Below are 12,526 nucleotides of genomic sequence, written 5' to 3'. Positions count from 1 at the left end.
CCATCGCATGAGAAGGATCCGCTACACGCGCGCCGGCGATCCGTCCGTACTGGAGCTGGTCGAGGCGCCGATCCCAGAGCCCGGGTACGGCGAGGTCCGCGTACGCGTGATGGTCTCCGGCGTGAACCCGACGGACTGGAAGTCGCGAAGTGGCGGTGACGTGGCGGAGGCAACGGTCCCCAATCACGACGGCGCCGGAGTGGTCGACCAACTCGGCGCCGGTGTCGACGGCCTGAGCGTCGGCGACCACGTCTGGGTCACCCTGGCCGGCGACGGTCGTCCGGCCAGCGGCACAGCGCAGGAGTTCACGGCCCTGCCGGCCGACCGGGTCTTCCCACTACCTCCGGGCGCGTCCTTCGATCTCGGGGCCAGCACGGGCATCCCCGCTCTCACAGCCCATCGCGCACTGACGGTCGGCGAAGATGGTCCAGCCCGGCTGGCGCCCGGGGCGCTGACAGGCCGGACAGTACTTGTCGCCGGCGGAGCCGGTGCTGTGGGCAACGCAGCGATCCAGCTCGCCCGCTGGGCCGGTGCGAACGTGATCTCGACCGTCAGCCAGGAAGCCAAAGCGCGGCTCGCGACTGCCGCCGGAGCGCACCACGTCGTCAACTACCGCTCCCCCGACGCGACCGACGCGGTCAAGGCGGTCGCCCCGGACGGCGTCGACCTGGTGGTCGAGGTCGCTGCCGGCGCCAACTCCGAGCTGGACCTGGCAGTCCTGCGGACCCGTGGGACGATCGCGATCTACGCGAACGACGGCGGCCGGCCGTTCGATCTCGACGTACGGCGAAACATGGGACTGAACGTGCGCTACCAGTTCGTCCTGCTGTACACCGTCGGCTGGGGCTGGATCGCGAGCGCCGCCGCTGACATCAACCAGGCGATCACCGACGGCGCGTACCGGGTCGGCGAAGACGCCGGACTCCCCCTGCACCACTACCGCCTCGAAGACACGAGCGCCGCACACGCCGCTGTCGAGCAGAGCACGGTCGGCAAAGTCCTGATCACCGTCAACACCGACTGAGTTCCTGGCGGTCTATGCCAGTTCGAACTTCTTCCGGAGGACCTGCGTCTGACCTCGCATGCGTGCCCCTTGGGGAAGGGGCCATTTCGTCTGGGGGAAGTACACGTACGGCGGATCCGTCCGGCCGCTACATCCTTGGCGAGGCGAACCGCGAGGGTCGCATGCACGGCCAGGCCGTGCTCTGGGTGAACGGAGTACCGCGCTGGCTCGCCTCACAGGCGGAGGGCGAGTCGTTTGCCTACTCGGTGATCGAGGGTGGACTCGTCCTCGGCTCCACCAGCAGCTTCACGCGAACCGACCACTGGATCTACTCGGTCAAGACCAACTCGTACCGGATCCTCGCGCCCACGACACTGCAGATCAGTCAGCTGACCGGGATGAACAAGCACCAGGACATCCTCGGCACCACCTGGGACGAGGCGCTCGGCCAGCACGTCCCGTTCGTCTGGCAGGCGGGCGGTCAGCCGCAGCGGCTCGCCGTACCGAGCGACCAGACCTTGTACGCCATGGACGACATCTCCGACGAGGGCCTGATCGTCGGACGGCTCTACCTTCCCGACGGCCAGCACACGAGCTACCTGTGGAAGTCGTCGAGCGCCGAGCCCGCACGGCTGCCCGGCATCAACGACACCGGCGTTTGGGCACGTGACATCCAAGGCAGTTGGATCGCCGGCGGCGACACCGACATCGACGACGTCACCGGCCTGCTGTGGAACACCGGCAACACCAGCATCGTGCAGCTCGAGGACAGAGTGGTCGACCTCAACCGCTCCCGCGACGCTGTCACCGAAGGCCGCTTCGGCCCACTCGGCGACTACCCGTCGGTGATCATCAAGAGCGACGGCACGAAGATCACGTTCCCCCAGGGCACCCTTCTGGAGCACATCTTCGAGCGCAACACCCGGTGGACGGCCGCCGGGTACGACGTCAGCTCCGGCGAGCTCGTCCCCGTCGTCTACGCCTGCGGCTGACCGCCAACCAGAGCAGCCCGCTTGCCGGCCGGCAAGCGGGCTTTGCTCTGCCGCCTACCGGGGCAACGAGTCCGAAGGGTCCATGTGGCGACGCCGGCGCTTCAGGTCCCGGCGCTCGAGCTCAGACAGCCCGCCCCAGACCCCGGCGTCCTGCCCGGTCCGCAGCGCCCACTCCAGGCAGCTGTCGATCACCTCACACCGCCGGCACACCGTCTTCGCGGCCTCCACCTGCTGTACGGCGGGCCCGGTCGTCCCGATCGGAAAGAACAGCTCCGGATCTTCGCTCCGGCACGCTGCCCTGAACAGCCAATTCATGACGTCGGATCTCCTTCGATCTCTCGAAACCTAGACCGACCGATAGCTCGGTTTGTGACGCCACCGGGCGTCCAGGCGCGGAGATTGCTGAGATTCTTGGCTGAGGTGTCCTGATCGGGGACCAGCCGTTCGTCATCAGGTCGAGCGGGACCGTCCCGCCTGATCGAAGGAGTCCGGATGAATCAGTACCTGCTGTCGGTCTACGAGGTGGACGGGCAAGCCGCGCCGGCGCCGTCGTCGCCGGAGGAGATGCAGGCCTTCATGGGCCGGGTGATCGCGCTGGAGGAGGAGCTGGACAGCGCGGGCGCATTCGTGTTCGGCGGCGCACTGCACGGCCCCGACGCCGCCACGGTGGTGAGCGGCGGCACCGGCCTCGACAAGGTGACCACCGACGGGCCGTTCGTCGAGACCAAGGAGCACATCGGCGGCTTCTACATCATCAACGCCGAGGACCTCGACGCGGCTCTGGCCTGGGCAGAGAAGGTCGTCGAGGCCACGAATCGCTCGATCGAGGTCCGGCCGTTCCGGGCGACCGGCCGGGTGCAGGCCGGCCACTGACCGGCCCTGTCGATGGACGACGTCGAGCGCGCCTTCCGGGAGGCGCACGGCCAGGCCGTGGCCACGCTGACCCGACTCTTCGGTGACCTCTCGCTCGCCGAGGACGCGGTACAGGACGCGTTCGTGACCGCGATGGATCGGTGGCCGCACGACGGCGTACCGCGTAACCCCGCCGGCTGGATCGTCACCACCGCGCGCCACCGGGCCCTCGACGTCGTACGGCGAAACCGCCGGGGCCGCGAGCTCGCCGAAGAGCTCGCGGCCGGCCTGCTCCGGGATCTCTCCGGCTCCGACACGGACCCACCGCGCGACGACCAGTTGCGCCTCATCTTCACCTGCTGCCACCCGGCCCTCCGGCCGGAGCACCAGGTGGCGCTCACCCTTCGTCTGATCGCGGGACTCACGGTCGCCGAGGTGGCTTCGGCGTTCCTGGTGAGCGAGGAGGCCATGGCGAAGCGGCTCGTTCGGGCGAAGTACAAGATCAAGGCGGCACGCATCCCGTACCGCGTGCCCGGCGCCACCGAGCTCCCGGGTCGGCTACGCGCCGTACTCTCGGTGCTTTACCTGATCTACAACGCCGGCGCCGACGACCCTGCGAGGTCCGACCTGCGCGCCGAGGCGATCCGGCTCACCCGGCTGATGGTGAAGCTGATGCCTGATGATCCCGAGGTGCTGGGCCTGCTGGCCCTGATGCTCTTGAACGAGGCGCGAGTGCCGGCGCGCGGCGGATCCGCAGAACTGATTCTCCTCAAGGACCAGGACCGGTCGCTGTGGGACAGTTCGATGATCGCGGAGGGTCAGGCGCTCGTGCTGTCGTGTATACGTCGCCGTCAGTTGGGTCCGTACCAGATCCAGGCCGCGATTCAGGCGCTGCACTGCGCGAGTCCCCGGTACGACGAGACCGACTGGGCGGCGATCGTCCGGTTCTACGACCGGCTGCTCGCGGTGACGCCAACACCCGTAGTTGCTCTGAACCGTGCCGTCGCCGTCGCCGAGCGGGACGGGCCTGCCGTCGGACTTTCCCTGCTCGACGAGCTTTGCGACGAGTTGGCCGGCTACCACCTCCTGCACGCCGCACGCGGCTCCATGCTGCACCGCCTCGGGCGACGATCGGAGGCCGCAGCGGCCTACGCCCGCGCGGCGACGCTCGCCAGGACCTCGTCGGAAGTCCAGTTCCTCAGCCGGCAGAGTCGGACCATCAGCCAGGAGGGCGACGCTCCCGGATGACGCAGCACTTCTACGAAGCGCGCTCGGCCAAGGCGGCAGCCGCTGCGGCGACCTCTGCTGGGAAGTCCTCCTGGAAGAAATGCTTGCCCGGGACCGTCTTGATGTCACCGAGGCGGGCGGCGAGACGGGCCTGGACGCCGTACGTGCGCAGTGGAAGCGCCGGGTCCTTGCTGCCCCATAGCACTCCCACCGGGTACGCGTCGGAGCCGACGACGCCTTCGTAACGCCGCCGCTTCTCCGGCGTCCGCTCGAACGAACCCATGATCCGGAGGAACGCACGGCCGGAGTCATCGCCGACGAGCAGCCGCAGGTACGCGTCGATGACCTCCGTCGGCACATCAGGACCGACTCCGATGTTCCTCATCAAGCTGCGGAACACCAGCGGCGCCTGCGCGGTCGTAAGCCATGCCCGGCCGAGGAGGTGATGAGCGAACGGCTCCATCACCCACGGCCGTCGGAAGGTGTCGACGGCAACGAGTGTGTTGAGCAGCAGCAACGAGCGAACGCGATCCGGTGCGGCGGCAGCGATCTCGAAGCCGACCGGTCCACCGATGTCATGGACGATCAGGTGGACCCTGTCCAGCCCGAGCTCGTCCAGGGCCGCGGCCGCCCAGCGCCCGAGCCCGGTCCAGGAGTAGTCGAAGTCGCGCGGCCGCTCAGCCAGGCCCAGTCCGGGCAGGTCGAACGCGATCCCCCGGAACCCGCGGCCGGCCAACTCGGGCAGCACCGACCGGTAGACAAACGACGATGCCGGTACGCCGTGCAGGCAGACAACTGCCTCCGAGTCAGCAGATCCGTGGTCGAGCACGAAGCTCCGCACCCCGGTGGCGCTGAACTCCCGCCCAGCGCCACGATGCGCCGCAAGCACCTCGTCCACGCCCACAACTCAACGGTACGCCGGAAGTCCTCACTCTCCAGGCTGTCCTTTCCGTGGGTCGCTATCCGGCAACGTTGAACCATGCTCGCAGGCCTGCGATCCGGCGGAGCAGGAGCTGGTCGAGCACGAGAACGGCCAGCAGCGTGATCCCGAACAGCGGCAGGAAGAGCGCCAGGGCAATGACGAGGACAGCCAGCGCGGGAGTTGCGCGGAGCGGAAGCCGGCCACGGGGCGCACCGAGCGACGTACCCTTCGGGCGCCGGCGCCACCACATCAACGGGCCACTGACACACATGAAGATCACGCCGAGGCAGAAGATCGCGGTCAACCAGAAGTTGAGGGTGCCCAGCCGCCTGCCTTCGTGCAGGGCGATCCCCTGCGAGACCACCTTGGCCAGGGCCGGGTAGTCGCTGTAGCCGTACGTCGACACCACGCGGCCGCCGTACTGGTCGACATGGAGCGTGCGTTCCTTGCCGGGGTCGTTGAAGGCGTAGCCGATCGCCGAGAACACACCCTCGTCGTCGGCGGGCAGTGCGATCGTCATCGGACGCAGCAACCCGTTGCGCCGGCCGACCTCGATCGCGGTGTCGATCGTGGCCACCGACTCGGTCCGGTCCGACGGATTCGAGCGCGGCACCTCGGTCTTGCCCAGGCCCCAGGGCACCGAGTGGCTGTGCGGCAGGGACTCGTCCAGGGTCGAGGTCGGGTTCGACAGCGCACCGGGATCCTCGCCCCAGAACGACGTACCTTGGCTGGACGCGATCTCTTGGGTCTTCGCGCCCCAGAACCCGGTCCACGGCAGCCCCGACACGATCAGAAACAACAAGCCGATCCCGAGGACTGCCCCGGTCCGGCCGTGGCGTGATCGAAGTACCGCGCCTGCTGCTCCGGCGGCTCTGCGACGTGCTCGCGCCACCCGTCCGCGGACGAACAGGTAGTAGCCGGTCAGCGCCATCACGATGGCCCAGCAGGCGGCGATCTCGATCACGTAGTCGCCCCAGCGGCCCGCCATCAACTCGCCGTGCAGCAGGATCGCGCCGCCGGACAGCGTCGCGTCGTGGTTCAGCGACCCGAGCACCTTGCCTTCGTACGGGTCGACGAACACATCCCTTGGCCCGGCCGCGGTGTCGACGGAGAACACCGTCGAGCGGTCCGGCCCGGACGGTTCGGTCATCGAGACCACGGTCGCGTCCGGAAGGGCGCTGCGCACCGCGTCGAGCTGGGCCGAGTACGGCTGAGCGACCAGCCCGGCGGGCTGCTCGACCTTCATCACGTCGGCATGCAGCATCGGCTCGAGTTGGAACCGGAACAGGTAGATCAGTCCGGTCGCCGCCAGAATCAGCAGGACCGGGATCACCAGGAACGCGGCGTAGAAGTGCCACCGCCAGAACGCGCGGAACAACCCGGCTCCGCGGCCGCGCGCACCGCCGTCGGGCCGAGCCTCCACCTCGACAACCGTTGCGCCCTCAGCGCCTTCTACTCTGCTCACGCCCACTCCTTCTGCACGATCCAGAGCAGGAGTCGGTCGGGGACGGCAATCAGTTCCAGCCCGGTAGATGTGAGGTGGACCACAGAGCTGATGGAGCCTGTTCAGTGCGGCACAGGTGGCGGATGCGACCATGGTTCGGCCATGCAGCAGAGCTGGGGATTTCGAGTCGCACGAGCCGGGATGTTCGCGGCTACGTCTGTGCTGCTCGCGGCGCTCGGTCACGTGCTCATGTCCGGTGCGGCGATTCCGTGGTGGGCGCTGGCCATGTGCTTCGGATGGATCGGGCTCACTGCCTGGATCGTGGCCGACCGCGAGCGCGGCGTACCGTTCGTCGTTCTCGGAACTCTCGTGATCCAGGCCGCGCTGCACACGGTGTTCTCCATGACGCAGTCACTCGTCCGTCCGGAGCCCGCCGGACTGCCTTCGGACCTGCACCCGATGGCACATGACGCGATGCCGATGGCGGCAGCGACCGATCCGGCTGCCCATCACCTGACCGGCGCTGGCTCGATCGGCATGCTGGTCGCTCACCTGCTCGCCGCACTCCTGTGCGGCTTGTGGCTGGCCTACGGAGAGCGGGCCGCGTTCGCCATCCTGCGGTTCGTCGCCGGCCAACTCCGGCTGTCGCTGCGGCTGCCCGCCCGTCCACGGCTGACGGAGCACCTGCCACGCATCCGGCACAGCTACTCCCCCACCCCCTTGCGCAACTGGCTGCTCGCTCACGCCATCGTCTCCAGGGGTCCACCCCGCGGAACCGCTGTTTCCTGACAGCACGAATCACCCGGGCGCGACCGGCTTCGGCTCCTCGCCCGGGTCGAGCCATGCCATTCGGCAGGTTCTCTCCGCTCACCGGCAGTGCGCTCTGTCATGCGCTGCCGGATCTTTGGATCCCAGAAGGAATCGAACTATGGCTTCTGACCTGTTCCCACCGGGTGACGCGCATCCGGACGAAACCCCGACCCAGCTGGCGATCGCGGCGCGCACGGGCGATCTCGACGCCCTCGACCGCTTCGTCCGCGCCCTGCACCGCGACGTACGTCGCTACGTCACCCACCTCAGCGCGGATCCACAATCGGCCGACGACCTCACCCAGGAGACCTTCCTGCGGGCGTTGGGCAGCCTGCACCGCTTCGAGGCCCGCTCGTCGGCACGCACGTGGTTGCTGTCCATCGCCCGCCGTACCGTCGCCGACGACCTCCGCACCAAGGCATCCCGCCCGAGAATCTCCGAGCACGACTGGCAGCTCGCGGCCGAACGAGCCCAACCACGAAACCTGCCAGGCTTCGAGGACGGGATCGCGCTGGCCGAACTGCTCGCCAGGATTCCCGGCGACCGGCGTGAGGTCTTCGTCCTCACCCAACTGGCCGGCGTTCCGTACGCGCAGGCCGCCGAACACCTCGGCTGCCCGATCGGCACCGTCCGCTCACGCGTAGCCCGCGCGCGGACGACCCTCGCCGAGCTACTCGCCGCCTGACCGGCGGGGCTCGCCTCCCGGGTAGGCCGGGAGGCGAGCCCCGCCGTCGTCGCCAGCAAGCAAGTGCCCGAACAGGCGAGCGCCTAGCTCCTCGGCCTCGTGGTGGCTGATGAGCTGGCCTGGTACGCCGGGGTGGGCGGCCATCCACCGATCCCCGGCCGACCGGTCGGCGAAGAAGTTCAGGTAGTCGCAGCAGCAGTCAGCCGACGGTCCACCGCCTGCGTCGGCGCCGACGAACACCACGGCCGTGTCCGGTGACCAGGTACTGCGACCATCGCGTGTGACGACCGTGATCGGCCGGCCCGTGGTCACGTCCACCGAGGAGATGACGGTGTCCTCACCGACCATCGGGGCGATGCCGAGCGCGTCGACCGCACACATCGCGTAGACGTCGACGCGGTCGCCGATCCGTACTCGGTGCCTGGTCGGCGTCGCGGAGAACGGGTACGCCACCGCGATCTCGCCGTACGACGTCAGCCGGATCGCATCGGCGTCGTGCAAGGCTCGCAGTACGGCGGGGTCCTGCGCCGACGGACGTTCGGCGGCGAAGGCACGCAGAATCGCCTGATGCGCGGCTCGCTCCTTCGCATTCAACGGCACCGCGCGAGTACGCCACGCGCTCAGGATCTCGGTCGGCGGCGCAACTTCAGCGAGCGCGGCGCGCAGTTGATCCGCTGACGGAGCAGACACGATTCGGCCGTCGTCGTCGCGATACAGACGACAGGCCAGACCACACCCGCAGTCCCCGTCCGCCGCGAACGGATCTTTGCCGTCGACCAGCAACGTCGGGGAACCCGCCATACCGAGCCTCGCGGCGTCCGCCTCGGTCTCGACCACTCGCGTCACCACGGGCAGGTCCGTCACCTCCGCTAGGCGTTCGAGCAGCGGCAGCAGATTCGGACAGTCCGGGACATGCAACACCTCGAGCCTCACTTGATCGCCTCCAGCAACGCGCACCGACGATCCGCGCGCGGCAGATCGCACGTCTCTACCAACCCCGATAGCGAATCGTGCATCCGCTGTAGATCGGCGATCCGGGCGGCCAGATCGTCGCGCCGACGTTCGGCCAGCGCCCGCGCGGCATCACAACTGTCCGGCCCACCACCGTCGAGGTGCAGCAACTCCTCCACCTCGTCCAGCGTGAACCCCAACTCCTGCGCCCGCTTCACAAATCGAAGCAGTCCCACGGCCGACGCCGGGTAGTCCCGATACCCACCCAACGTCCGAGGCGGTTCCTCCAACAGGCCCCGACGCTCGTAGTACCGCAACGTCTCGGCATTCACCCCAGCCCGACCAGCCAACTCACTCGTGCGCATACCTCATCGTGAACCCTGGACCTGACTACAGAGTCAAGCCGGACGCGATCGGCGGGCTTGGCGCGGGCGTGTTGGCGACAGACCATGAGTCATGGAACGGAGTTTGGTGCACGCGGAGTTGGAGCGGGCGCGCCGTGAGTTCCACGAGCTCATCGAACTTGCCGACGATGATGCCCTCCGTCGACCGTCGAACGGGACCCGGTGGAACAACCGGCAACTGCTGTTTCACATGCTGCTTGGCTACCTGATCATCCGGGCGTTGCTGAGGTTGGTTCGCGTCTTCGGGCGCCTGCCAGGCGGCTTCAGCCGAACGTTCGCACGCGTGCTGAACGCCGGGACGAAGCCGTTCGACTTCGTGAACTATCTCGGGTCGTACGCCGGCGGCAGCACCTTGAGCCCGGACCGTATGGCGACGATGTTCGACCACGTCATCGACAAACTCCACCGACGATTGGACGCCGAGAGCGACGCGGCACTGGAGCGCGGCATGCACTACCCGACGCGGTGGGATCCGTTCTTCCAGGACTACATGACGCTGGCCGACGTCTACCACTTCCCGACGCAGCACTTCGACTTCCACCGACAGCAGCTCACCCTCGACGACTGAGTGTTGTCGGGTACGGCGGGGCGCGCGCCGGGTGTCGATCGTGGGTACCGGCGACACCATGGCGATCAACGCAGTACTGGCAGTGATCCCGGTCGCGGAGATCGAGGACGCGTGCGCCTGGTACACCTCCTTCTTCGGACGACCTCCGGACCAGCGCCCGATGGACTCCCTGGCCGAATGGCACCTCGCCGACGGCGGCGTCGTCCAGATCTTCCAAGACCCCGCCAAGTCCGGCCGCACGACGGTCAACTTCTCCATCAACGACCTGGACGACCGAGTCACCGCCCTAACCGCCCACGGAATCACCACAACCGACCCCGTCATCGTGTCCAGCGGCCGCCAACGCCTAATCACCTGCCCCGACCCCGACGGCAACCAACTAGGCCTACTCGAACCCGCCACCTAACACCCCCACTCCCCCTCGCCCCACCGCCCAACCCACGCCCCGCCAACCAACCCGCCCCGACCCACCACCCGCCAACCGACCCAACACGAACCACAGCTCCACAAACGGACCGACCCGAACCACGGCTCCACAACTGGACCGCGCCCCGACCACCGGGTCGACACGAGCCGCGGCCAGACAACCGGACCGATTCGAGCCGCGGCTGGACAACTGGGCCTCAACGTCCGTGCAACTCGGGCTTGGTGCCGGTCACCTCCCGGCCGACCGGCGCCCTCCCGCTCTGCGCCCAGCCGCTCGTCCCTGAAGGTGTCCCGCCGGTGTCGGCGACGCGGCGGGCACAGCGGCACGCATTCCCAGACCCACATGGTCCCGCTCTCGCACACTGCGCCCATGGCGAGCGCGATCGGCCTAGAGTTCAGCGTTGATCGGACGAGGGCTCACCGTTGATCGGACTAGCGCTCACCGTCGGGCGTTGTCGTCGGCGTCGGGGCGACGCAATCTCCCGTACCACTTGTTCCCGGCGGAACCTCCCAGGACTGACCCGAGCAACGTGACGAGCAATATCGCAACGACTGCAGCCAACGCGGCCAACGGACGGTCGCCTTCCGCGATCGGCAAGGACGGCCAGTCGACTCTCGCCACAACGTCGTACTCGCGGTCCACCAAGTACCCCAGACCAACCATGAGCCCGACAGCCCCCCAGCCAAAGAGCCACACACCAAAGCCCTGGCGATCGCCACGCGACGGCACCATCCGCCCACCGACGTACCCGCCCGAGAACGCCGCAACCCCCATCAACAGAACCAAAACAATCCAAGCGCCAAAATAGAGCCGCCCGGTGCTCCCCTCGTCCCCCGCCCAGGCAGCAAGCCTGTCCCACCCGATCACCGTGCAGACACCACCAACCAGCACCATCAGAAGTACGCCGGTCCCACAAGCAACCAACCACCCAAAAAACGCCACCCCAACCGACGCCCCCGCCCCCCGAGCCTCGCCCTCCGAGTAGGCCTCGTCTCCCCGCCCCAGCACCCCGCCGCGGAACCGCTCGTCCTCCCAGTACGACTCCTCACCCCGGAACCGCTCCTCGCCCCGATACGACTCCTCGCCCTGGAACGGCTCCTCATCCCGGAACGGCTCGTCCTGCCGGTACGGCACCTCGCCCGGATACCGCTCCTCGCCCCGGAACCGCTCCTCCTCCCGGAACGGCACCTCGCCCCGATACGGCACCTTGTCCCGGTACGGCTCGTCCTGCCGGTACGACTCCTCACCCCGGAACCGCTCGTCCTCCCGGAACGGCACCTCACCCCGGAGTGACTCCTGACCCCGGTACGGCTCCTCATCCCGGTACGGCTCCTCATCCCGGTACGCCTCGTCCTGTCGGTACGGCACCTGTCCTCGGAACGGCTCGTCCTGCCGGTACGGCACCTCGCCCCGATACGGCTCGTTCCGGTACGGCTCCTCGTTCCGATAGAGCTTGTCGCGGTACGGCTTCTCGCCCCGATACGGCTCGTCCTGCTGGTACGGCTTCTCGCCCCGGTACGGATCGTCCTGCTGGTACGGCTCGTCGTCCCGGTAGAGCTCGTCCCGGTACGGCGCGTCCTCCCGATACGGCTCGTCCTGCCTGTACGGCAGGTCGCCCCGGTACGACTCCTCGCCCCGGAATCGCTCGCCCTCCCGGAACGGCTCCTCATCCCGGTACGGCACCCCACGCCGGTCCGGCTCCTCATCGCGGTGCGGCTCCTCCTGCTGGTACGACACCTGGCCCCGATGCGGCTCCTCGCTCCGATACGACTCCTCGGCCCGGAACCGCTCGTCCTGCCGGTCCGGCACCTCGCCCCCATACCGTTGCTCGCCCCGGAACCGCTCGTCCTCCCGATACGGCGCCTCGCCCCGATACGGCCCGTCTTGGTACGGCTTCTCGTCCCGGTACGGCGCGTCCTCCCGCTGCGGCGCGTCCTCACGGTACGGCTCCTCGTCCTGGTCGCGCTTGTCGCGGTGGGGCTCGTTGGCCGGGGCAGGGTTGGCTTGGGCGTCGGCGGTGGCACCTAGGAGCTCGTCCAGGGTTACTTCGATGGCCTTGGGCTTTCTGTTCCCGTGGGCCGCGTCGCGTCGACGCATCATGGTGACTCCCTGACCAGCCCGCCAGTCCCCGACGGTGGTCTGTCACCTGGCTCGTCGCGGTCACACGACCTGGATGAGCCGGCCCCTCGTCATCGTCGAACGACACTTCCGCTGCACCGCATCCAGTACCCCGATCCACCC

At 68.4% G+C, this 12,526-nt stretch carries 14 protein-coding genes; 8 read left to right on the top strand and 6 right to left on the bottom strand.

The features are described 5' to 3' along the window. Positions 1-7: 7 nt before the first annotated feature. Complete coding sequence (locus ACIBGM_RS25330; RefSeq protein ID WP_396386919.1) at positions 8-1,024, top strand: NADPH:quinone reductase; 1,017 nt, start codon at positions 8-10, stop codon at positions 1,022-1,024. A gap of 161 nt (positions 1,025-1,185) precedes the next feature. Then, complete coding sequence (locus tag ACIBGM_RS25325; RefSeq protein WP_396386918.1) at positions 1,186-1,995, top strand: hypothetical protein; 810 nt, start codon at positions 1,186-1,188, stop codon at positions 1,993-1,995. Positions 1,996-2,049: 54 nt separating this feature from the next. Here the strand turns inward: ACIBGM_RS25325 and ACIBGM_RS25320 are convergent, their stop codons facing one another. After that, positions 2,050-2,310 carry a WhiB family transcriptional regulator gene (locus tag ACIBGM_RS25320; RefSeq protein WP_396386917.1) on the bottom strand — a complete coding sequence of 87 codons (261 nt, stop codon included), beginning with the start codon at positions 2,308-2,310 and terminating at the stop codon, positions 2,050-2,052. 177 nt (positions 2,311-2,487) lie between these two features. On the opposite strand from ACIBGM_RS25320, the gene ACIBGM_RS25315 reads away from it, so the two are divergent. Next, the gene (locus tag ACIBGM_RS25315; RefSeq protein ID WP_360531667.1) at positions 2,488-2,868 is read left to right on the top strand and encodes a YciI family protein; all 381 of its coding nucleotides are present in this window, start codon (positions 2,488-2,490) and stop codon (positions 2,866-2,868) included. A gap of 12 nt (positions 2,869-2,880) precedes the next feature. After that, on the top strand, positions 2,881-4,095 hold the full coding sequence (locus tag ACIBGM_RS25310; protein ID WP_396386916.1) for an RNA polymerase sigma factor: 1,215 nt from the start codon (positions 2,881-2,883) through the stop codon (positions 4,093-4,095). 10 nt (positions 4,096-4,105) lie between these two features. Here the strand turns inward: ACIBGM_RS25310 and ACIBGM_RS25305 are convergent, their stop codons facing one another. Together ACIBGM_RS25305 and ACIBGM_RS25300 are read right to left on the bottom strand one after the other, a co-directional pair. After that, the gene (locus ACIBGM_RS25305; RefSeq protein ID WP_360531672.1) at positions 4,106-4,978 is read right to left on the bottom strand and encodes an alpha/beta hydrolase; all 873 of its coding nucleotides are present in this window, start codon (positions 4,976-4,978) and stop codon (positions 4,106-4,108) included. A gap of 55 nt (positions 4,979-5,033) precedes the next feature. After that, positions 5,034-6,461, bottom strand: coding sequence for a PepSY-associated TM helix domain-containing protein (locus tag ACIBGM_RS25300; protein WP_396386915.1), 1,428 nt, complete (start codon positions 6,459-6,461; stop codon positions 5,034-5,036). A gap of 141 nt (positions 6,462-6,602) precedes the next feature. On the opposite strand from ACIBGM_RS25300, the gene ACIBGM_RS25295 reads away from it, so the two are divergent. Both ACIBGM_RS25295 and ACIBGM_RS25290 read left to right on the top strand, forming a co-directional pair. After that, positions 6,603-7,229: a hypothetical protein gene (locus ACIBGM_RS25295; RefSeq protein WP_360531678.1), complete on the top strand. Its 627-nt coding sequence runs from the start codon at positions 6,603-6,605 to the stop codon at positions 7,227-7,229. A gap of 139 nt (positions 7,230-7,368) precedes the next feature. After that, a complete protein-coding gene (locus ACIBGM_RS25290; RefSeq protein ID WP_396386914.1) occupies positions 7,369-7,935 on the top strand; it encodes a sigma-70 family RNA polymerase sigma factor in 567 nt (188 codons plus the stop codon). Here ACIBGM_RS25290 and ACIBGM_RS25285 read toward each other — a convergent pair. Together ACIBGM_RS25285 and ACIBGM_RS25280 are read right to left on the bottom strand one after the other, a co-directional pair. Then, complete coding sequence (locus ACIBGM_RS25285) at positions 7,921-8,868, bottom strand: alkylmercury lyase family protein (RefSeq protein WP_396386913.1); 948 nt, start codon at positions 8,866-8,868, stop codon at positions 7,921-7,923. The genes ACIBGM_RS25290 and ACIBGM_RS25285 overlap by 15 nt on opposite strands. After that, complete coding sequence (locus ACIBGM_RS25280; RefSeq protein ID WP_360531687.1) at positions 8,865-9,251, bottom strand: MerR family DNA-binding protein; 387 nt, start codon at positions 9,249-9,251, stop codon at positions 8,865-8,867. Before ACIBGM_RS25280 ends, ACIBGM_RS25285 begins: the two co-directional genes overlap by 4 nt. A gap of 91 nt (positions 9,252-9,342) precedes the next feature. Here ACIBGM_RS25280 and ACIBGM_RS25275 point away from each other — a divergent pair, with 91 nt between their 5' ends. Then, a complete protein-coding gene (locus ACIBGM_RS25275) occupies positions 9,343-9,858 on the top strand; it encodes a DinB family protein (RefSeq protein ID WP_360531690.1) in 516 nt (171 codons plus the stop codon). Between the two features lie 40 nt (positions 9,859-9,898). After that, positions 9,899-10,264: a VOC family protein gene (locus ACIBGM_RS25270; protein ID WP_360531693.1), complete on the top strand. Its 366-nt coding sequence runs from the start codon at positions 9,899-9,901 to the stop codon at positions 10,262-10,264. A gap of 459 nt (positions 10,265-10,723) precedes the next feature. On the opposite strand, the gene ACIBGM_RS25265 is transcribed toward ACIBGM_RS25270, so the two are convergent. After that, a complete protein-coding gene (locus tag ACIBGM_RS25265; protein ID WP_396386912.1) occupies positions 10,724-12,385 on the bottom strand; it encodes a hypothetical protein in 1,662 nt (553 codons plus the stop codon). Positions 12,386-12,526 lie beyond the last annotated feature (141 nt).

The sequence above is a fragment of the Kribbella sp. NPDC050470 genome (genome assembly GCF_044458365.1).
Lineage (GTDB): Bacteria > Actinomycetota > Actinomycetes > Propionibacteriales > Kribbellaceae > Kribbella.
The sequence above is the reverse complement of the archived record's forward strand: the minus strand, read 5'-3'. Positions and strand labels throughout refer to the sequence as shown.